Annotated in this window: 19 protein-coding genes; 5 read left to right on the top strand and 14 right to left on the bottom strand. The window is 64.5% G+C overall.

Translation table 11 applies throughout. The features are described from left to right. Positions 1-144: 144 nt before the first annotated feature. The 4 genes from O4H53_RS10675 (at position 145) to O4H53_RS10690 (ending at position 4,691) form a co-directional block, all read left to right on the top strand. Positions 145-531: a hypothetical protein gene (locus O4H53_RS10675; protein ID WP_269363665.1), complete on the top strand. Its 387-nt coding sequence runs from the start codon at positions 145-147 to the stop codon at positions 529-531. 78 nt (positions 532-609) lie between these two features. After that, positions 610-2,487: a cobaltochelatase subunit CobT gene (gene cobT / locus O4H53_RS10680; protein ID WP_269363667.1), complete on the top strand. Its 1,878-nt coding sequence runs from the start codon at positions 610-612 to the stop codon at positions 2,485-2,487. Positions 2,488-2,530: 43 nt separating this feature from the next. After that, positions 2,531-4,321: an aminopeptidase P family protein gene (locus O4H53_RS10685; RefSeq protein WP_269363668.1), complete on the top strand. Its 1,791-nt coding sequence runs from the start codon at positions 2,531-2,533 to the stop codon at positions 4,319-4,321. A 25-nt stretch (positions 4,322-4,346) separates the two neighbouring features. Further along, entirely contained in the window at positions 4,347-4,691 is a 345-nt protein-coding gene (locus O4H53_RS10690; protein ID WP_114276560.1) for a DUF427 domain-containing protein, read from the top strand. Between the two features lie 56 nt (positions 4,692-4,747). Here the strand turns inward: O4H53_RS10690 and O4H53_RS10695 are convergent, their stop codons facing one another. After that, a complete protein-coding gene (locus tag O4H53_RS10695; RefSeq protein ID WP_269363670.1) occupies positions 4,748-5,653 on the bottom strand; it encodes an NAD(P)H-dependent oxidoreductase in 906 nt (301 codons plus the stop codon). 96 nt (positions 5,654-5,749) lie between these two features. Between O4H53_RS10695 and O4H53_RS10700 the strand changes: the two genes are divergently transcribed. After that, positions 5,750-6,130 carry a winged helix-turn-helix transcriptional regulator gene (locus tag O4H53_RS10700; protein ID WP_269363672.1) on the top strand — a complete coding sequence of 127 codons (381 nt, stop codon included), beginning with the start codon at positions 5,750-5,752 and terminating at the stop codon, positions 6,128-6,130. A gap of 122 nt (positions 6,131-6,252) precedes the next feature. Here O4H53_RS10700 and O4H53_RS10705 read toward each other — a convergent pair whose 3' ends face one another. The 13 genes from O4H53_RS10705 to O4H53_RS10765 all read right to left on the bottom strand — a co-directional run bounded on the left by O4H53_RS10705 (position 6,253) and on the right by O4H53_RS10765 (position 19,958). Next, positions 6,253-7,272 (bottom strand): calcium-binding protein, encoded by a 1,020-nt coding sequence (locus O4H53_RS10705; RefSeq protein WP_269363673.1) that lies wholly within the window; start codon positions 7,270-7,272, stop codon positions 6,253-6,255. 150 nt (positions 7,273-7,422) lie between these two features. Further along, entirely contained in the window at positions 7,423-9,108 is a 1,686-nt protein-coding gene (locus tag O4H53_RS10710; protein ID WP_269363900.1) for a chloride channel protein, read from the bottom strand. A gap of 88 nt (positions 9,109-9,196) precedes the next feature. After that, positions 9,197-10,846, bottom strand: a complete 1,650-nt coding sequence (recN, locus tag O4H53_RS10715) for a DNA repair protein RecN (protein WP_269363675.1) — start codon at positions 10,844-10,846, stop codon at positions 9,197-9,199. Positions 10,847-10,884: 38 nt separating this feature from the next. Next, positions 10,885-11,757, bottom strand: coding sequence for an outer membrane protein assembly factor BamD (locus O4H53_RS10720; RefSeq protein WP_114276565.1), 873 nt, complete (start codon positions 11,755-11,757; stop codon positions 10,885-10,887). A 201-nt stretch (positions 11,758-11,958) separates the two neighbouring features. After that, the gene (lpxC, locus tag O4H53_RS10725) at positions 11,959-12,879 is read right to left on the bottom strand and encodes a UDP-3-O-acyl-N-acetylglucosamine deacetylase (protein ID WP_114277492.1); all 921 of its coding nucleotides are present in this window, start codon (positions 12,877-12,879) and stop codon (positions 11,959-11,961) included. Positions 12,880-13,085: 206 nt separating this feature from the next. Continuing rightward, positions 13,086-14,726 (bottom strand): cell division protein FtsZ, encoded by a 1,641-nt coding sequence (ftsZ, locus tag O4H53_RS10730; protein ID WP_269363677.1) that lies wholly within the window; start codon positions 14,724-14,726, stop codon positions 13,086-13,088. 175 nt (positions 14,727-14,901) lie between these two features. Beyond that, positions 14,902-16,236 (bottom strand): cell division protein FtsA, encoded by a 1,335-nt coding sequence (ftsA, locus tag O4H53_RS10735; RefSeq protein ID WP_269363679.1) that lies wholly within the window; start codon positions 16,234-16,236, stop codon positions 14,902-14,904. Between the two features lie 30 nt (positions 16,237-16,266). Further along, positions 16,267-17,151: a cell division protein FtsQ/DivIB gene (locus tag O4H53_RS10740; protein ID WP_269363681.1), complete on the bottom strand. Its 885-nt coding sequence runs from the start codon at positions 17,149-17,151 to the stop codon at positions 16,267-16,269. Next, positions 17,139-18,080 (bottom strand): D-alanine--D-alanine ligase, encoded by a 942-nt coding sequence (locus O4H53_RS10745; protein WP_269363682.1) that lies wholly within the window; start codon positions 18,078-18,080, stop codon positions 17,139-17,141. The genes O4H53_RS10740 and O4H53_RS10745 overlap by 13 nt, the downstream gene beginning before the upstream one ends. Before the next feature lie 62 nt (positions 18,081-18,142). Further along, the gene (murB, locus tag O4H53_RS10750; RefSeq protein WP_269363683.1) at positions 18,143-19,090 is read right to left on the bottom strand and encodes a UDP-N-acetylmuramate dehydrogenase; all 948 of its coding nucleotides are present in this window, start codon (positions 19,088-19,090) and stop codon (positions 18,143-18,145) included. A gap of 57 nt (positions 19,091-19,147) precedes the next feature. Continuing rightward, positions 19,148-19,441, bottom strand: coding sequence for a hypothetical protein (locus O4H53_RS10755; RefSeq protein ID WP_269363685.1), 294 nt, complete (start codon positions 19,439-19,441; stop codon positions 19,148-19,150). After that, positions 19,438-19,710, bottom strand: a complete 273-nt coding sequence (locus tag O4H53_RS10760; protein ID WP_269363687.1) for a DUF2484 family protein — start codon at positions 19,708-19,710, stop codon at positions 19,438-19,440. The genes O4H53_RS10755 and O4H53_RS10760 overlap by 4 nt, the downstream gene beginning before the upstream one ends. After that, entirely contained in the window at positions 19,707-19,958 is a 252-nt protein-coding gene (locus O4H53_RS10765; RefSeq protein WP_269363688.1) for a DUF2484 family protein, read from the bottom strand. The genes O4H53_RS10760 and O4H53_RS10765 overlap by 4 nt, the downstream gene beginning before the upstream one ends. Positions 19,959-20,019 lie beyond the last annotated feature (61 nt).

Here is a 20,019-nt window from a genome sequence, read left to right on the forward strand (position 1 = left end):
CATCGCAAAACGCCGACCCCGCCGCGCGGGCCCCGCTGCCTGCAGATGCCAGGGGTTGCGGCACCCCGGCATCATTGCAGGGTCAAATCCAAAAAAATCGCCGCCACGACGCGCAATTCGGGAAATCCGTCATAAACTTGTTACATGATCAGTTCATGCGCGATTCGGATTGCCCTTGCCTGCCTGGCCCTGAGCGGCCCGGCCCGGGCGCTGCCGACCTCCCCTTCCGAACGGGCGACGCTCTTTGCCGCCTGCGCCGGTCGCTACGCCGCGCAGGAGACATTCTGGGGCAGACAACCGGACCAAGACCGGGACAGCGACACATTCGACGCGCTGACCGAAGCCGTGATGCCCGCCGCCATCGACTATGGCATGCCGCCCGCCGTTGCCCGGAACGCCAAGTTTCATGCCTGGCGCGACCATGCCTATCTGCGCAATGATGCCGAATTCTCTCCCGACCAGGGCCGCCGCAGCCGCGCCCGTGACCGGCTGGCGCGGGAATTGACGGAATGCAGCGATCTGATCCGCTGAAAGCCACGCGGCCCGCTGGTCATCCGGTCCCAATCGGCCTAGGTTGCATGGCAGAACAGACCATTGCATGAGTGCCCGATGACCACCAAATCCGACAACCCTGCCGACGCGTTCAAAAAGGCACTCGCCGAGGCCTCCAAGGTCATGGCCAACGACCCGGAGCTGAATGTCAGCTATTCGGTCGATCCCTCCGGCCTGTCGGGCGATATGATGCGCCTGCCGCAGGTCAGCCGCCGCATGACCCGCGAAGAGGTGCTGCTGGCGCGGGGCACGGCGGATGCGCTGGCGCTGAACCGGCGCTATCACAACGGCCAGACCCATGCGCGCTACCAGCCGCAGGGCGAAATGGCCCGCGATCTGTACGAGGCGATGGAAACCGCGCGCTGCGAGGCAATGGGCGCGCGCGACATGCCCGGCACGGCGGGCAACATCGACGTCAAGATCAAGCATGACGCGCTGCGCAAGGGCTATGATCAGGCCCGGCAGGCCAGCGACGTGCCCCTGGCCACCGCGGCAGGCTATCTTGTGCGCCATCTGGCAACCGGCCGCGACCTGCCCGCGGGCGCGGACAATGCGATGGACCTGTGGCGTGGCTTTATCGAGGAACAGGCCGGCGGCGCGCTTGAGACATTGGACGACGTGCTGCATGACCAGTCCGCCTTTGCCAAATTCGCGCGCAAGATGATCTCGGATCTCGGCTATGGCGATCAGCTGGGCGATGACCCCGACCAGATGGACGACGATCAGCAGGACGATGCCGAAGAGGGCGCGGAAGAGGAACAGGATCCCGATTCCACCGGCCAGGACGATCAGGACGAGGATGAGGCCGAAGGCAGCGCCGAACAATCGCAGGAGGATCAGCAGGATGCCTCCGAGGCGCAGGTCAGCATGGACGACATGGCCGATCAGGAGATGGGCGATGAGGCCGAAATGCCCGAAGGCGACGCGCCGCTGGAGCCGCCTGCCCCGCAGCCGGTGTCGGATGCCGATCCCAATTACCTTGTCTACCTCGATGCCCATGACGAGGTGATCGGGGCGGAGGAACTGGCCGAACCGGTGGAGCTGGAGCGCCTGCGCGCCTATCTGGACCAGCAGCTTGATCCCCTGAAGGGGGCGGTCAGCCGTCTGGCCAACAAGCTGCAACGCCGTCTTCAGGCGCAGCAGAACCGGTCCTGGGAGTTTGACCTGGAGGAAGGCACGCTTGACGCGGGCAGGCTGGCCCGTGTGGTGGCCAACCCCACCACGCCGCTGTCCTTCAAGGTCGAGAAAGACACCGAATTCCGCGATACCTGCGTGACGCTGCTGCTGGACAATTCCGGCTCCATGCGGGGGCGGCCCATCTCCATCGCGGCGATCTGTGCCGATGTGCTCGCGCGCACGCTGGAGCGCTGCAACGTCAAGGTGGAGATCCTTGGCTTTACCACCCGCGCCTGGAAGGGCGGACAGGCCCGCGAGGCCTGGCTGAACGAGGGCCGCCCGGTGCAGCCCGGCCGCCTGAACGACCTGCGCCACATCATCTACAAATCCGCCGATGCGCCCTGGCGCCGGACCCGGTCGAACCTTGGCCTGATGATGAAGGAAGGCTTGCTGAAAGAGAACATCGACGGCGAAGCGCTGGAATGGGCGCACCGCCGGATGATGGCCCGCCACGAGGCGCGCAAGATCCTGATGGTGATTTCCGACGGGGCGCCGGTGGATGATTCCACCCTGAGCGTGAACCCGGCGAATTACCTGGAAAAGCACCTGCGCGACGTGATCGCCATGGTCGAAAAGCGCAAGGCGGTGGAACTGCTGGCCATCGGCATCGGCCATGACGTGACGCGCTATTATGACCGCGCCGTGACGATCACGGATGTGGATCAGCTGGCGGGTGCGATGACCGAACAGCTGGCCGCGCTCTTTGACAAGGACCCAAGGGCACGGGCGCGCGTCATGGGCATGCGCCGCGCCGGTTGAAGCCGGGTATTTGTGTATTTTGAAGAACAATGAAGGAGCGGGCATGTTCCAGAGTTTCGAGGTCACCGCGCGGCCGGAACAGGGACCGCCCCGGCTGCGGGCGCTGCGCGCAGAGATTGCCGCCGAGGGGCTGGCAGGGTTCATCGTGCCCCGTGCGGATGCCCATCAGGGTGAATATGTGGCCCCCCGCGACGACCGGCTGGCCTGGCTGACGGGGTTCACCGGCTCTGCCGGGTTCTGCGCTGTATTGGCAGAGGTGGCCGGTGTTTTCATCGACGGGCGCTATCGCACCCAGGTCAAGGCGCAGGTCGCCGCCGATTTCACGCCGGTGCCCTGGCCCGAAACAGGTTTGGGCGAGTGGCTGCGCCGGGAATTGCCGAAAGGGGGCATCGTGGGGTTCGATCCCTGGCTGCATACGCCGGGGCAGATCGCCCAGGTCGAAGAGGCGCTGACAGGCAGTGATGTGACCCTGCGCGTCTGCGACAATCTGGTGGACCGGATCTGGCCCGATCAGCCCGCGCCGCCGATGGGGGCGGCCAAGGTGCATCCCATCGAATTCGCGGGCGAAAGCCATGACGCCAAACGCGCGCGCCTGGCAGCGGCATTGCGCGAGGCGGGCCACCGCGCTGCCGTGATCACCCTGCCCGACAGCCACAACTGGCTGTTGAACATCCGGGGCGCGGACATCGTGCACAACCCCGTCGCCCATGGCTTTGCCGTTCTGCATGACACTGGCGTGGTGGACCTCTTCATGGCGCCTTCCAAGCTGGCGGGCATGGCGGATCACCTTGGGTCCGACGTGCATGTGCATGCGCCCGACAGGCTTTTGGCCTGCCTGTCGGCCCTGGAAGGGCCGGTGCGGCTGGACAAGCAATCGGTGCCCGTCGCCATTGCCGAGGCTTTGGGGGAGCGTGGCATCTGGGGCGATGACCCCTGTGCGCTGCCCAAGGCCTGCAAGAACGAGGCGGAAATCGCGGGATCAGCCGCCGCCCATCTGCGCGACGGCGCGGCCCTGTGCGAGCTCCTGGCCTGGCTTGACGCGCAGCCGGCGGGCAGCGTGACGGAAACCCAGGTGGTGACCGAGCTTGAAGCCAGCCGCCGCCGCGACAATGCCCTGCAGGAGATCAGTTTCGACACCATCGCGGGCACCGGCCCGAATGGCGCGATCATGCACTACCGGGTGACCGAGGAGAGCGATGCCAGGCTGGAAGACGGCCAGCTGATCGTGCTGGATTCCGGCGGCCAATACCTGGACGGGACCACCGACATCACCCGGACCATCGCCATCGGCACCCCGCCCGAGGAGGCGCGCGCCGCCTTTACCCGCGTGCTGGCAGGCATGATCGCGATGAGCCGCCTGCGCTGGCCCGCAGGTCTGGCCGGAAGTCACATAGAAGCCGTGGGGCGCATGCCGCTGTGGCTGGCGGGCCAGGATTTTGACCATGGGCTGGGCCATGGCGTGGGCGCCTATCTGAGCGTGCACGAAGGCCCGCAGCGCCTGAGCAGGCTCAGCAACACGCCGCTGCAGCCCGGCATGATCCTGAGCAATGAGCCCGGCTATTACCGCGAGGGGGCCTTTGGCATCCGCATCGAGAACCTGCTGGTGGTGCGCGCGGCGCCTGCCCTGCCCGGCGGCGACGATCACCGCGCCATGCTGCACTGGGAAACGCTCAGCTTTGCCCCCATCGACCGCCGCCTGATCCTGCCCGAAATGCTGGAGCCTGCGCATATCGCCTGGCTGAACGCTTATCACGCAGCAGTTGCAGAAAAAATCGGGCCGCGGGTATCGCCTGTCACAAAACTGTGGTTGGATGCCGCCACCGCACCACTTTGAAAGGGCGCGGAACGAGGGGAAAGCGATGTCAGACCATATCAAGATCACCAAGGCAGTTGGCACCTGGAGCGTCCGCGCGGGCGGCGCGGTGTTGGGCGAAAGCAGCAATGCGCTGGAACTGGCAGAGGGGGATTATCCCCCGGTGATCTATTTCCCCCGTGGCGATATCGCGATGGCCTTTCTCGACCGGACGGATCACACATCGCATTGCCCGCACAAGGGCGACGCGGTTTATTATTCCGTCGTGACCAAGAGCCGGACACTGGAAAACGCGGTCTGGTCCTATGAGGCGCCCAAGGAGGCCATGGCCCGGATCAAGGACCACCTGGCCTTTTACCCGCTGGACGAGATCACCGTCGAGCAGATCTGACCACCGGCGGGGAAGCCGGTGGTGCCTGCGCATCCCTGATCCGCGCGCAGCGCCGGTCAGGCCCCGGCCTGTTCCGCCGGAACTGCCCTGCGCGCGCTGCGCAGGCTGCGCCCCCACCACAGCAGCTGGTCCAGCATCTTTTCCGCCGAGGTCTCCAGATGGGCGAAATCGGACAGCTGTTTCTCGCCCTTTGCCACCGGCAGGTAATCGCCAAAGTTGATATGGACGGCGGCCTGCATCGTCACCATCTCCAGCTCGGCGGCGATGCCCCGGACATGTTCAACCGCCCGCGCCCCGCCAACGCCGCCATATCCGATCAGCCCTGCCGGTTTGCGGCGCCATTCCGCGTGATCCAGCGCGTTTTTCAGCACCGCGGTCGGACCGTGGTTGTATTCGGCGACGGTGAACACATAGGCGTCGAATTCGGCAATGCGGGCGCGGAAGGCCCCGGCTGCTTGTTTTTGCGCGTCACTCGCCTGCGGGTCGCCGAAAAACGGCAGGGTCACATCGCGCAGGTCGATCCCGCTCACCTCAAAGCCATGTTGCGCCGCCTTGCGGGCGATCCAGCCTGCGGGTTTGTCGGCGAACCTTCCGTCGCGGGTGCTGCCGGTGATCACCGCCAGGCGCAGCGGTGCCGCCTCCCCGACACTACGAAACGCGCCGGCCAGGGTCACCGGCAGTGAATCGACACTTTCGATCAGGGGGGCGATCCGCGTCAGATGTGCGGCAAATTCCGGGGATGCCGCCCATTCCTCCTTGGCCTCTTTCGACTGAAACCGGGTGACAATCACCAACCGGCTGCCGTCCGCCGCGCGGTAGACCTCATTGCCAAGCCAGCCGGTTCTGGTGGCCTTCCCGCGCAGCTTCGCGATCTCATCGAGCTGTACCTTCAGCAAAGCCTCGGCATTGCCGCTCTTTGGTGTGAAGGTGTTTATCAATGTCTCAATGCTCTGGCCTGTCATGGGGATTTTCCTTGCTCTGCTTGCGATTCCGTTACAGGCTTACAATAAGTAAGCCGCTTACGATTAAAAGAACCGGGATCATTGTAAGGAACTGACATGAAAGTAAGCCCTGCGCCCACAGATCCGTCTGATCCGATGCATGCCGATTGCCCCGGTCGCGAGGTGTTCAAGCTGATTACCGGTCGTTGGAGCCTGCTGATCCTGTGGTCGCTGAAATCCGGCCCGGTCCGGTTTCACCGGATCCGGGATACGGTCGAGGGCATCAGCGAAAGGGTGCTGTCCAGCAGCCTCAAGGATCTTTGCCGTCATGGCCTGATCAGCCGCCATGTCGACCCGAGCGTGCCGCCCAAGGTCAGTTACAGCCTCACGCAGAGCGGGGAAGGACTGCTTGATATCACCGATCAGCTGACAGGCTGGATTGCCCGCGAGCTGGACAATATCGACGCGGCCAAACGGCGATATGACAGGGCGCAATAATCTGTGGAACCCCGGACAATCAGCTGGCCGATTTATTGCCTGCTCATAAGGGGTTTGGGGCAGAAGGTGAAAACGGCGCGAGGTTGCCCGCGCGCCGTCTTGCTTGAAACAATGAATGCCGCTCAGGCCGCAGGCGTGGCCGGTGCCTCCGGCACTACCGGCAGCGGTGCCGGGGGTGACGCCTGAACCACATTGGCCAGCCAGTTCGTATCCGCCGCCAGCGCGCTGGCATTGGTGTTCTGCAGCACCGCACAGACCACCCCGTCGAACACCACTTCGGTATCGGTGCCGTTGGTCGCGGCACGGATGTCCAGGCGGCTGTCGTCGGCCTCGATGCTCAGGGGGTCGCCCTGGCTTTGCGCCAGCATCAGCACGTCTTCGTCCGGGTCGAAATCCGTCACCACGATGGCGGCCTCGCCGGTCTGGTCGAACCCCAGCGCCTCGATGATGTCGGCACCTGCCCCGCCGGTCACCGTGTCGCCGTCATTGGCGCGGATCAGGTCATCGTTGTTGCCGCCGTTGAGCACGTCTGACGCTTCATCAGACAGGCCGGGAATCTCGGTGCCATTGGTGGGTGTGCGGTAGCCGATGAGCGTATCCTGCCCCGCACCACCCAGGATGGTATCCGCGCCCAGGCCCCCTTCGAGCACATCATTGCCCAGTTCACCTGCAATGAGGTCATCGCCACGCCCGCCAAAGATGGTGTCACCCTGCGCGCCACCTGACAGGCTGTCGTCGCCACTGTCGCCAAGGATCACATCCGCGCCAAAGCCGCCGTTGATCGTGTCGTTCCCTTCGCGGCCCTGCAGGCTGTCCGCGCCCTGGCGGCCGTCGATCAGGTCATCCCCGCCGCCTGCGTTGATGCTGTCGTCACCGGCAGAACCGTCAAGCGTGTCGTCGCCGCCATAGCCGTTCAGCACGTCATCCCCCGCGCCGGCGCGGAACAGGTCGTCACCACCGGTGCCGATATAGACGTCATCGCCCGAGGTGCCTTCTGTCACCGGTTCTTCGGGTGTCTCAGGCGTTTCCGGTTCTTCGGGTGTTTCCGGCGTTTCGGGTGCCGGCGTGTCATCATCGTCATCGTTGAAAATGGCCCCGATCAGGCCCAACCCCAAAAGAGGCAAGAGGAAATAGGCGAGCATGGCAGATCATTCCTTATTTTTGACATATTCCAGAGTTTAAGAATTTGTTAACCTGATAAGGAAGCCCCCAATCCGGCGTTTTTCGCTCTTTGGTGCGCGCATGGAAACAATGCCGGTAAATCCGGCGAATATGCATGGAATCAGAAACGCTTAGCTGTGTTCTTCGGCTGCGGTCGCGGCCAGCGCCCGGTTATAGGCTTTCAGCGCATCGACATGAAAAAGCGCCCCCAGCAACTCCGGGGTGGTATCGGCCGACAGTGTTACAACCGGAATGAAGCGTGCGCCGGAACTCTCGAAAATCGGCATCGCCGATTCGAGGGTCGCCGTGGCGTCGATATAGGTGCCTTCGTCGATCAGGGCCCAGCATTGCTCAGCATTTGCCGCGCGCGGGTCTTCGGGCCGCCGCATGACCCGGGCCGCCGTGAACATCGCCAGCAGGTAAGCCTGCGGCCCCGCCGCAAGGTGAATGCCCCGCCGTTCGATCTGGGTGAGGAAGAAACTGCGGTCCACCAGGCGGCTGCCAAGCGCGGTGGACATGCTGACCGCCACCATGACCGCCAGCCCGGTCTGCCAGTCGCCGGTCATCTCGAAGACGATCAGGGTGGTCGAAATCGGCGCGCCCAGCACGGCGGCGGCCACCGCCCCCATGCCCGCCAGCGCATAAAGGCTCGACGAGCCGGACACATCCGGGAACACGCCCGTGGCGATCAGCCCGAAGCCCAGCCCGGTGAGCGCCCCGATCATCAGCGAGGGGGAAAACACCCCGCCCCCCATCCGGCCCCCCAGCGTGATGGCCACCGCCGCCACCTTGAGCACGGCGAAAACGATCACCTCGTTCAGGGCCAGCGATCCGGTCAGGGCGCGCGAGGTCGTCTCATAACCGACGCCGATGATATGGGGAAACCACAGCGCGATCACGCCCAGCAAAGCCCCGGCCACCATCGGCCGCAGCCAGCGCGGCAGACGGGTGCGCCCCTGCAGGTAATTCCCGAAATCCTCGGCCCAGAAGATGCTGCGCATCAGCGCCACGGCGACGATGCCACAGGTCAGACCAAGCAGCAGAAACGCGGGCAGCTCGACATAGAACTGCAGATCGCCATAGGTCGGCAGGGCAAATTCGGTCACCCCGCCAAATTCCAGCCGGTTGATGACCGTGCCCGCCGCCGATGCGATCACGATGGGGGCAAAGGCATGGACGGCAAAGTGGCGCAACACCACCTCCAGCGCAAAGAGCGCCCCCGCGATCGGCGCGTTGAAGCTGGCCGAGACCGCCGCCGCCACCGCACAGCCCAGCAGGTCGCGCCCGTTGACGCCGTCGGCGTGGATCAACCGGCAGATCTTGGTCGAGATGACGGCGGCCAGATGCACCACCGGTCCCTCGCGTCCGGAGGAGCCCCCGGTGCTGAGGGTGATCCATGACGCCACCGCAGAGGCCAGCCCGGCACGGGTTTCCACCCGCCCCTCGTGCAGCGCGGCCCCCAGGATGACATCACCCACTGACCGTGCCCGCGCGTCCGGGGTGAAGTGGTGCAGGATCACCCCGACAATCAGCCCGCCGATGGCCGGGATCAGGACAACCCAGTACCATTCAAGGCCGGTGATGAAACTATGCAGGGAATTGACATCTTCGGTCCCGTAAAGAGTGGCCTGTAACCAATTGATCCCTTTACGGAAAAAGAGCGCGGCAAAGCCCGCCGCAATGCCGATCACAAGCGCGATGAACCAGAATTGTACCTTGCCCGGCCCCTGTTGCTTCAACACCTTCCAGCCGTGGCGGCAGGCATTTGTGGCCCCGCTGATCTGGCCGGAAACAAAGGAGTCCTCCGGCCCGTTCATGTGACGCTCCGCAGGCATGTCGCGCATTGTCCGGCCCCGGTAAGGTCAGCGGGCCGCAGCGGCCTGGGAGAGGCACCGGGCAAACCCACTACCCTGCCAACAAAGCCTCTGCCGCCGCGCGGGCCGCATCGGTCACCTGATCGCCGGACAACATCCGCGCGACCTCGTCCACCCGTTCGGGCGGGCTGAGCGGGACAACGGTCGAGGTGGTCATGCCCTTGCTGACCGCCTTGGCCACACGCCAGTGATGCGCGCCAAGCGCCGCGACCTGCGGCGAATGGGTCACCACCAGCACCTGCCCCCCGGCGGCCAGCGCCGACAGCCGCCGGCCCACGGCATCCGCGGTTGCCCCGCCGACACCCCGGTCGATCTCGTCGAAGATCAGGGTCAGGCCCGGTTGCCCCTGGGTCAGACAGACCTTGAGCGCCAGCAGGAAGCGGCTCAGCTCCCCGCCCGAGGCGATCTTGCCCAGCGGCCCGGCGGGCGCACCGGGGTTGGTGGCCACGGTGAAAGACACGGTGTCCCGCCCCTCGGGGCCGGGCTCTTCCGGTTCGATCCGGGTTTCAAAAACCGCGCGTTCCATTTTCAGCGGCGCAAGTTCCGCCGTCACCGCCTTGTCCAGCTTTCGGGCGGCCCTTGCCCGTGCCGCGCTCAGCGCCTCGGCCGCAGCGTCGTAATCCGCCTCGGCCTCGCGCACCGCCTTTTCCAGCCCCGCCTGTGCCGCCTCTCCTGCGTCCAGCGCCTCCAGCTTGGCGCGCAGGGTGCCTGCGAAACCGGCCAGCTCGTCCGGCGCCACGTCATGTTTGCGCGCCAGGGCGCGGATCGCGAACAGCCGTTCCTCGGTCTCTTCCAGTTCCAGCGGGTTGAACGACATCTGGTCGATGGCATCGGCCACGCCTGACATCGCCTCGTCCAGTTCCACCATGGCGCGGTTCAGCGCGGCCATCGGCGCTTCCAGCGCGCCCTCGGCACGGGCCGCCGCCCCGTCCAGCCAGCGCAGCGCATCGCCAAGCTGCTGTTCCGCGCCGTTCTGGCCCATGATCTCATAGGCGTTGACCACATCGGCGCGGATTTTCTCCGCCCCCTGCATCAGGCGGCGCTTGGTATCCAGCGTGGCTTCCTCGCCCTCCTGCGGATCAAGCTTGTCCAGCTCGGCCACCGCGTGACGCAGGAATTCCTCCTCCGCCGCGATGGCATCGCGCTCTGCCGCGGCCACCTGCGCTGCCTTGCGGGCCGCCGACAGGGCCGCCCAGGCCCGGCGGCAGCGCCCAATCGCATCCGCGTTGCCGGCAAAATCGTCCAGGATGCTGCGGTGGCCGCGCGGGTTCAGCAGGCCGCGGTCGTCGTGCTGGCCATGCAGTTCCACCAGCGTATCGGAGAGCGCGCGCAGCACCTCGCCGGAACAGCGGCGGTCGTTGACCCAGGATGTCTTGCGCCCGTCAGAGCTGTTGATGCGCCGCAGGATCAGCTCATCCCCGCCCGGCAGCCCCGCCTCTTCCAGCACCGCATGGGCAGCATGTCCCGGCGGCAGATCGAACCAGGCGGTCACCTCGCCCTGCTCTGCCCCCTGCCGGACCAGATCGGCACGCCCGCGCCAGCCCAGCACGAACCCCAGACTGTCGAGAAGGATGGATTTGCCCGCCCCGGTTTCACCGGTCAGCACGTTAAGACCCGGCTGAAAGCCAAGCTCCAGCCGGTCGATGATCAGCATATCCGAAATATCGAGTCCGCGCAGCATGACAGCTTTCCGATGGGCCGGTGGTTATCCCACCTTGCTTACAACCACTCGCCCTTGATGGTCTGCCGGTAAATCGCGCCCAGCCAGTTGTTCTTGTAAAACTTCGGCTCCAGCCCCTGCCCGGTCAACAGCTTGTAGCTGTCCTCGTACCAGTCACTGCCCCGGAAGTTATGTCCAAGGATCGCACCGGCGGTCTGCGCCTCGTGGTTCAGGCCCAGCGACAGGTAGGATTCGACAAGACGGTGCAGCGCTTCGGCGGTGTGGCTTGTGGTCTGGAAATCCTCGACCACCACACGGAACCGGTTGATCGCCGCCGTGTAATGGTTGCGCCGCAGATAGTAGCGACCGATCTCCATCTCCTTGCCGGCCAGATGGTCGAAGGCCAGGTCGAACTTGAGAATCGCCGCCTTGGCATATTCGCTGTCTGGATAACGTTCGATCACGTCACGCAGGGATTGCAGCGCCTGAAAGGTCAGGCCCTGGTCCCGGCCCACTTCGTCAATCTGGTCGTAATAGCTCAGCGCCAGCAGGTACTGGGCATAGGCCGCATCGTCATCGTCGGGATAAAAGTCGATGAAACGCTGCGCGGCGGAACGGCTGTTGGGGTAATCCTGATCCTGATGATAGGAAAACGCCTGCATGATCAGCGCGCGCTTGGCCCATTCGGAATAGGGATAGAGCCGCTCGATCTCGGCAAAGTAGAAGGCCGCTTCCTCGGGCTGGCGGCGGTTCAGCTCGAATTCACCGCGTTCGAAAATCTGCTCCGCCGAATAGGTCTCAAGCGGAATTTCCTGCGGATTGAAGAAACTCTTGGTAAGGCGGCCCGTATTCTGACTGCCCCCACAGGCGCCGAGGGTGGCAACAAGGAGCACGGTGCCGATCATGCGCTTGCGCGACATCTTTCGAGACATGCGTTACCCCCTTCGTCCGGTCCTGGCGAGGGTCTTGTGACCCCTGTTAAGCATCTGACTAGCACAATATTTTGCGATGCAAAACTTCGTTTCCACGCTTTGTAGCAAGGTGGCGTTCAAAAGTTGCACAACAATTGCGCCAGATGGCGTTGCATTGGAAATACAGCGCCTTGTGGCATGATTCAATGGGGGTAAATCGACTTAGGCGACCTGCGGGATCTCGTCCCAGACCAGCCCGTAGCCGGGCAGCCGGGCCGCCATTGTCGGATCGCATTTCACCAGCCGGACCGCGTCCGGGGTGGCGAAAAGCGCGCGCAGCAGCGTGTTGGTCAGCGAATGGCCCGCGCGATACCCCGTGTAATGGCCCAGCAGCGGCGCACCGGCCAGCGCCAGGTCGCCCAGGGCATCCAGCATCTTGTGGCGCACGGGCTCATCCGCATGGCGCAGCCCGCCCGGCGTCAGGATCGCGGCACCATCGACCACCACGGCGTTTTCCGCCGTGCCGCCGAGCGCCAGACCGTTGGCACGCATCGCCTCCACGTCTGCGCGGCGGCAGAAGGTGCGGCTGTCGCAAAGCTCGCGCGCAAAGGAGCCGTTGTTCATCACCAATGTCTTTTGCTGGTGCCCGATGGCGGCATCGGCAAAGTCGATCTCGAAATCAATGCGCAGCGTATCGGCGGGCGCCAGGGTTGCACGTGCTTCCCCATCGGTCACGGTCACTTCCTTGAGCACTTCAAAGGCCATGACCGGGGCCGCCAGCACACGGATGCCGCGCTGCATGAAACCGCGCACGAATTGCACGGCGGACCCATCCAGGATCGGCACTTCGGGGCCGTCAATCTCGATCAGGGCGTTGTGGATGCCACAGCCTGCCAGCGCCGCCATGATATGTTCCACGGTGGAGACATGCAGACCGGCGGCATTTTCCAGCTTTGTGCAGAGCGGCGAACGGTTGACCGCATCCCAACGCGCCGGGATCATCCGGTCGCCCAGGGCGATGTCGGTCCGCTTGAACCAGATGCCGTGATGCGCGCTGGCGGGATTCACGGTCACCGTGGCGGGCGCACCGGAGTGCAGGCCATGGCCACCGAAGGAGATCGGAGATTTGATGGTTGTTTGCACGGGCTCGTCCTCAGGGTTCATAGATCGCTGTCTAAGTTGAACCCACAAGTAGGGATGCCGTTCGTTACACTCAATTCAATCTTTGCAACCGACTGAAACATGACCGTAACAATTGGGCACAAATGTGCTGGGGCATCTGCAATTCATTGATAACAAAAGAAAAGGGCCGCCAATTGGCGGCCCGCTTCGTCACATGATGTGAGGTCTCAGTTTGCCTGACGGCGCAGGAAGGCGGGGATTTCGATGCGTTCCTGGTCCGGATCGGCCTCATGCGAGGGCTGAGGTGCCGCCGATGCGCTGCGCTGGGGCGCCTGCTGAACCGGGGGCTGCTGGCGCACCGGGCGCTGCTGCGGCTGGGCCTGGGCTTCGCCTTCGCCATGGCCGGTCATGCGGTTGATCAGGGAGTTGATGCCGAAACGTGGCTTGTCCTGACCACCCTGCCCGGCCGGTGCGGCCTGCTGCGGGCGTTGCTGCGGTGCCGCGGCACGGGGCTGCTGCTCCGGGTTGGCCTTTTGCGCAGCGGCGCGCAGACGGGCCAGCGCCTCGGGCGACGGGGTGCCGGGTGCGGGCGCACGGGGCGCGACATAGCTTTCCGCCTCGGCTTCCGCCTCGATGCTGTCTTCCTCATGGCGCGGTTCGAAAGCGGCAACCTGAGGCTGATAGGCAGGTGCCGGCAGGCCGTCGTTCTCGTCAGCGGATTCATCGGCAAAGATATCCTCTGCCTGCTCTTCGGCGGCGACACGCTGCACATCCATGTCATTGAACAGCGGCTGCTGGTCTTCCTGCGCGACAGAGGCAACAGGCGCTTCTTCGGTCACGGCCTGCGGCTTCAGCGGCTGGCTCATGGAGCGGCGCGGCACCGGCATTTCGGTGTTCACATCGGTGGCGTCGATCCCTGTCGCCACGACGCTCACGCGCATCACGCCGCCCATGCCCTCGTCCATGGTGGAACCGACGATGATGTTGGCCTCGGGGTCCACTTCCTCGCGGATGCGGTTGGCGGCCTCGTCCAGTTCGAACAGGGTCAGGTCGGCACCGCCGGTGATGTTGATCAGCACGCCTTTGGCACCGCGCAGGCTGATTTCGTCCAGCAGCGGGTTGGCAATGGCCTTTTCGGCGGCCTGGATTGCGCGATCTTCGCCTTCGGCCTCGCCGGTGCCCATCATCGCCTTGCCCATCTCGTCCATCACGGCGCGGACATCGGCAAAGTCGAGGTTGATCAGGCCCGGACGGACCATCAGGTCGGTCACGCCCTTGACGCCCTGATACAGCACGTCATCGGCCATCGAGAAGGCTTCGGTGAAGGTGGTTTTCTCATTCGCCAGCCGGAACAGGTTCTGGTTGGGGATGATGATCAGCGTGTCGACAACCTTTTGCAGCGCCTCGACGCCGTCCTCGGCCTGACGCATCCGCTTGGCACCCTCGAACTGGAACGGCTTGGTCACGACGCCGACGGTCAGCACGCCCAATTCGCGGGCGGCCTGCGCGATGATCGGGGCTGCACCCGTCCCGGTGCCGCCGCCCATGCCCGCAGTGATAAAGCACATATGCGCCCCGGCCAGGTGGTCGACGATCTGTTCGATTGATTCTTCGGCGGCCGCAGCACCGACGGAGGCGCGCGCCCCGGCGCCCAGACCCTCGGTCACTTTGATGCCAAGCTGCACCTTGTTCTCTGCGCGGGCCTGCTGCAACGCCTGGGCGTCCGTGTTGGCCACGACGAAATCCACGCCATCCAGTTGTTTTTCGATCATATTATTGACCGCGTTACCACCGGCGCCGCCAACACCGAAAACGGTGATGCGAGGTTTCAGATCGTCCTGTCCGGGCATAGAAAGGTTCAGTGTCATGTGCTGTCCGCCTGTTTTTTAGCCCACGTCCCATGAGCGCTTCTTCGTCATAAATTCAGGCGATCTTAACGGTCTGAGGCCGTATCGTCACCTATAAAACACCATAATTACGCAACATATGGGCAAATTCTTGCTGATTTTGCCTCTATGTCGGTCCCGCCACTCCATATTGCGATCACCAGTTGTCACGGAACCATTTGACCGCACGTTTGAGCGACCGTGCCGGGTATCTGTCGGCGGGAATGTCGAAATCCCACCATTCGTCCTGTGGATGCGCCGCAAAGAGCGACAGGCCCACCGCGCTGGCAAAACCCGGGCCCGTTGCCGCCTGGGGCAGGCCATGCACCCGCAGCGGGCGACCCAGCCGCACCTGCTGACCCAGGATCTTGCTGGCCAGCCCGTCCAGACCCGGAATCTGGCTGCCGCCGCCGGTAAGTACAATCTGTTGGCTGGGCAGGTGGTCGAATCCGGCGGCATCCAGCCGGACCCGGACCTCTTCCAGAATTTCCTCCACCCTGGGCCGCATGATGCCGATCAGTTCGGCGCGGCTGGCGGTCCGGCGGTCATGTTCGTAATCGCCGGTCTCGCCGCCGATCTCGATCATCTCGCGGTCGTCCATCCCGGTGGCATGCACGCCACCATAGAAGGTCTTGATCCGCTCGGCGTTTGCGGTCGGCACCTGCAGCCCCATGGAAATATCCGAGGTCACGTGATCGCCGCCCATGCGCACGCAATCCGCATAGATCATGTGTTTCTTGATAAAGATCGACACCCCGGTCGACCCGCCGCCCATGTCGATACAGGCCGCGCCCAGTTCCTGTTCATCCTCCACCAGCGAGGAAATGCCCGAGACATAGGCCGAGTTCGCGATACCGGCCAGTTCCAGGTCGCAACGTTTGATGCAATGCGCCAGGTGCTGCACGGCGGCGGCATCGACGGTCAGCATGTGCATGTCCACCGACAGGCTGTTGCCCAGCTGGCCCCGCGGGTCGATCAGCCCGGACCGGTGATCCAGTGCAAAGTTCACCGGCTGCGCATGCAGCACTTCGCGGTCCTCGCCGTATTCGGGCACATCGCAATTGGCCAGCACCTGAGCCACGTCCTGTTCGGTCACCGCCTGACCTTCCAGGTCGATCTGGGCATCCAGCCCGTAGCTGCGCGGCTCCGCCCCGGAGAAACAGGCAATCACGTGATCGACGCGGATGCCGGCCATCTTCTGCGCCGCCTGCAGGGCGGTGCGGATGGCACGCTCGGTCTCGCTCATCACGCAGATTTCGCCAGAGCGGACCCCGCGCGACCGGGTTGTCGCGGCACCGATGACGCGGAATCCCGACTGACCGGCCAGCGATCCGATCTCGCCCTCTTCGCCCAGTTCGCCACTGCCGTCGAAGCGCAGCACAAGACATGCGATCTTGGAACTGCCCACGTCGAGAATGGCCACAACGCCCCGCTGCATCGCAACCCTGCGCATGTTCCGCATCGAGCGTTGACTGTCGTAAAGGTCCATCATCGTGTCACTGCCTTGTGATATGGCCGGGACTTATTGTCCCGTGCTCTGCCTTATGTCCCACCACGCTTCGGTGGCTTCTTGTGTCAACCTGACCGTGGGCCGCTGGGCCAGCCGCATGTCCACGCGGGACACGTCGCGGCTGAGCACCTCCTGCGCGCCTTCCAGCGCGATGACCCGCTCCAGCGCCGGGATCGCGTCATATTCGGGCAGCATGATCCGCTGGTCGCGGTCCAGCACCACATCCCAGCGCCGCGCACCCATCCGGACCAGCCCGCGCAGGCGCCCGGCGATCGGTTTGGTTGTCTTGATCAGCTCCAGCGCCTCCGGCACATGGCGCGCCGCCCCTTCGCCCGCGATCAGCGGCAGATCAGGGCGCAGGGCCCGGTTGGCGATCTGGCCCACGGGCGCACCGCCATCATCCACAAGCGTCAGACCCTCGGCCGTGCGCCAGATTGCCACCGGCACCCGGGGCTTCACGATGACCTGCAACACCCCGCCCGGTTTGATCCGGACATTCGCATTCTTCACGCTGCTCAGGGATGTGATCGTGCTGCGGACCTGGCCCAGGTCCAGATCGAAGGAACTGAGCGGAAACTCGATGGGCACGGCGGTTCGGATTTCGGCGGCCAGCGGCCCGTCAGCCCCGTCGATGGCCATCAGTTTGACCATGAATTCGGGCCGCTCCTCGACCGCGCGGCGCGCATCGGCCACGGCCTCGGTGATTGCGCTCCGGCGCGCGTCGTCGGCCAGATAGATTGTCCCGGCCAGCAGCGTCAGGCAAAAGGGCACCCCTGCCCGCAGCATCAGCCGGAATCCCGGCGTCAGCATCAGCCGCTGCATCCGCCAGGCCCAGCGCGAGGGGGCGGGATCGGCCTTGACCGATGTGGGGGCCTTGCGCCGGATCAGCGACCGCATGAGGCATCCTCCACCATCCAGGCGCAGAAGTCGGGAAAGGACATGCCGCAGCTCTGCGCCTGTTCGGGTGACAGCGAGGTGGCGGTCATGCCCGGCTGGGTGTTTGTCTCCAGCAGAATCAGCCCGTCGGCGCCGCGTGTCTCGTCCCAGCGGAAATCGGTGCGGCTGACCCCCCGGCATCCCAGCGCCTCATGGGCGCGCAGGGCATAATCCAGGCACAGGTCGAAGATTTCCTGCGGGATGTCGGCGGGCACCACATGGGTCGATCCGCCTTCCTTGTACTTGGCATCGTAGTCGTACCAGCCGGTTGTGATGATGTCGGTCACCGTCAGGGCGCGCGCGTCGCCGCCAGCCCGGGAGCCCATCACCGTGGTGGTCAGCTCGCGCCCCGGCGCATAGGTTTCGACCATGACGAACTCAGGCATGGCATCGTCAAGCTGCGGCGGACCGTTGTTTTCCGCATTCACCAGATAGACCCCGACAGAGGAGCCTTCGTTGTTCGGCTTGACCACATAGGGCGGCGGCATGACATGCTGCGCCATCACCTCGGCCTTGCGGCAGATCACGCTGTCCACCACCGGCAGACCTGCGCTGCGATAGACTTCCTTGCTGCGCTGCTTGTCCATCGCCAGGGCAGACGCCAGAACGCCCGAATGGCTGTAGGGCAGTCCCATCCATTCCAGCAGACCCTGCACGCAGCCATCCTCGCCCCAGCGTCCATGCAGGCAGTTCAGGATGGCATCGGGATTGAGATCGGTCAGAACGGCGCAAAGATCGCGGCCTGCATCGACCTCGACCACGTTATATCCGCCATGTTCCCGCAGTGCAGCGGCGCATGCGCGCCCGGATGAGAGAGACACCTCGCGCTCTGCCGAGAGTCCGCCCAATAGTACCGCCACTGTCGGGGTTGTCCTGCTCGACGTACCCACTGGAGTGCCTTTGTCCCGGACCGTTCTGGCCCATTGTTCTTATTGTTTTCGCCGTTTTCGGCTTATGCCTCTGCGTCCGGCGCGCCTTGAAATTCGCCGATCCGCATGATTTCCCATTCTAGCGTGATCCCGCTTGAATCGTAAACCTTTTTTCGCACCTGCTCACCAAGGTTTTCCAGGTCAGCCGCGGTTGCGTTCTCCGCATTGATCAGAAAGTTCGGGTGTTTCGGGCTCATCTGTGCCCCGCCCAGGCGCGCGCCGCGCATCCCGGCCTCGTCGATCACCTTCCAGGCTTTCAGATCATGCACGTCATCGGCCTGCCCGGTGCTGGAAAACCCTGCCGGATTGCGAAAGGTACTGCCTGCGGAACGGTCCTTGGTCGGCTGGGTTTCATCGCGCCTGGCCAGTTGCGCGGCCATCCGCGCATGCAGCGCCTCCGGGTCGCCTTTTGGCGGGGCGAATACCGCGCTGACAATCACTGCGCCATCGGGCAAGTCACTCTGGCGATAGCGGAAATTCAGGTCCCCGGCGGTCAGGGTCACGATCTCTCCCGCACGGGTGACCACCTGCGCACTGACGAAGTGATCCGCCGTATAGCTGCCGTAACAACCGGCGTTCATGCGCACCGCACCGCCGATGCTGCCCGGGATCGTGCGCAGGAATGTCAGGTCCAGACCGGCATCCGCCGCCTTGCGTGCCACATGGGCATCCAGCGCCGCGGCCCCGGCGATGACATGATCCCCGTCAATCTCTATCCCGTTGAAGCCGCGCCCCAGCCGGATCACCACGGCGCGCAACCCGCCGTCGCGCACGATCAGGTTGGAGCCGACCCCCATGGGGAAAACCGCCACCTCATCGGACAAATCGCGCAGAAAACCGCTCAGGTCCTCCGGATCGGCGGGCTGGAACAGGTAATCCGCCGGGCCACCGACACGCAGCCAGGTCAGATCATTCAGCGGGCGTCGCGCCGTCAGCTTGCCGCGCACGGCCGGAAAGGAAATCTTGTTCATACCGCCCGATTAGCCGCAAAGGCCGGAGCCGTCAAACCGTGGCGCGCGCACGGCGGCTCAGCGCGTCTGGTCATCCACCCGGCTGGCCCGGAACTGCCGCACCAGGCGACCGGCCAGCCAGCCGAAACCGAAGGCGCAAAGCCCGTAGAGCACCAGCGCCGCCTGCGCCATCAGCGCATTGCCCTCAAGCGGGGTGGCATTCAGATGCAGGGCCATCCACAGCATGTTCAGTGCCATGCCCATGATCAGCACGCCCAGAAAGCCCAGGAACCGCGCGCGGTATCCCTGTAAGGCACAGGCCAGCATCCAGACGGCAAGCACCGCGATCAGCGCCATGATGGTCGGGCTCATTCCGCAGGCCCCTTGATTTCAACCCGGCCCGCGCCCCGGCGCAGCCAGCGCATCAGGTAGATCACCGGCCAGCGCAGCACCGAACAGCCGCCCGCCAGCACCAGCAGGCCGATCCAGGGCCCATGCTGCATCGTGACATAGCCCAGAATCGGAATACCGATGGCAATCAGGATATAGGCGTTGCGCCAATGGTAGTCCTTGCTGGGTGTCATCGCGATGACATTTGCCGAAAGCGCCCAGAGACAGGCCAGGATGAGCGATGGGCTCACTGCGGGACCTCAAAGCTCTGACCGCGCAGCCGGGCGATCAGGTAGCGCAGGGGGTTGCGGTACATCGACACGAAGGCGGCGATGGCCAGAAGCGCCATGAACCAGCCGACATGAAGCGCAATCGCGATGATCAGCACCGGTGCCGACAGCAGCAGGGCCACCCCCGGCACATATTGCCGGCGCATCGGCAGCATTGCCACCGCCGCTGATGCCAGCACCCATAGAACGGAAATCCACAATAATGTCATAGCTGCTGCTCCTTCTTCGTCTCGTCGCCGCCCCTTTCCGGGGCTCTTTGATCAGCCGGGC

Origin of the sequence: Sulfitobacter sp. G21635-S1, assembly GCF_027213915.1 — a bacterium.
GTDB lineage: Bacteria > Pseudomonadota > Alphaproteobacteria > Rhodobacterales > Rhodobacteraceae > Sulfitobacter.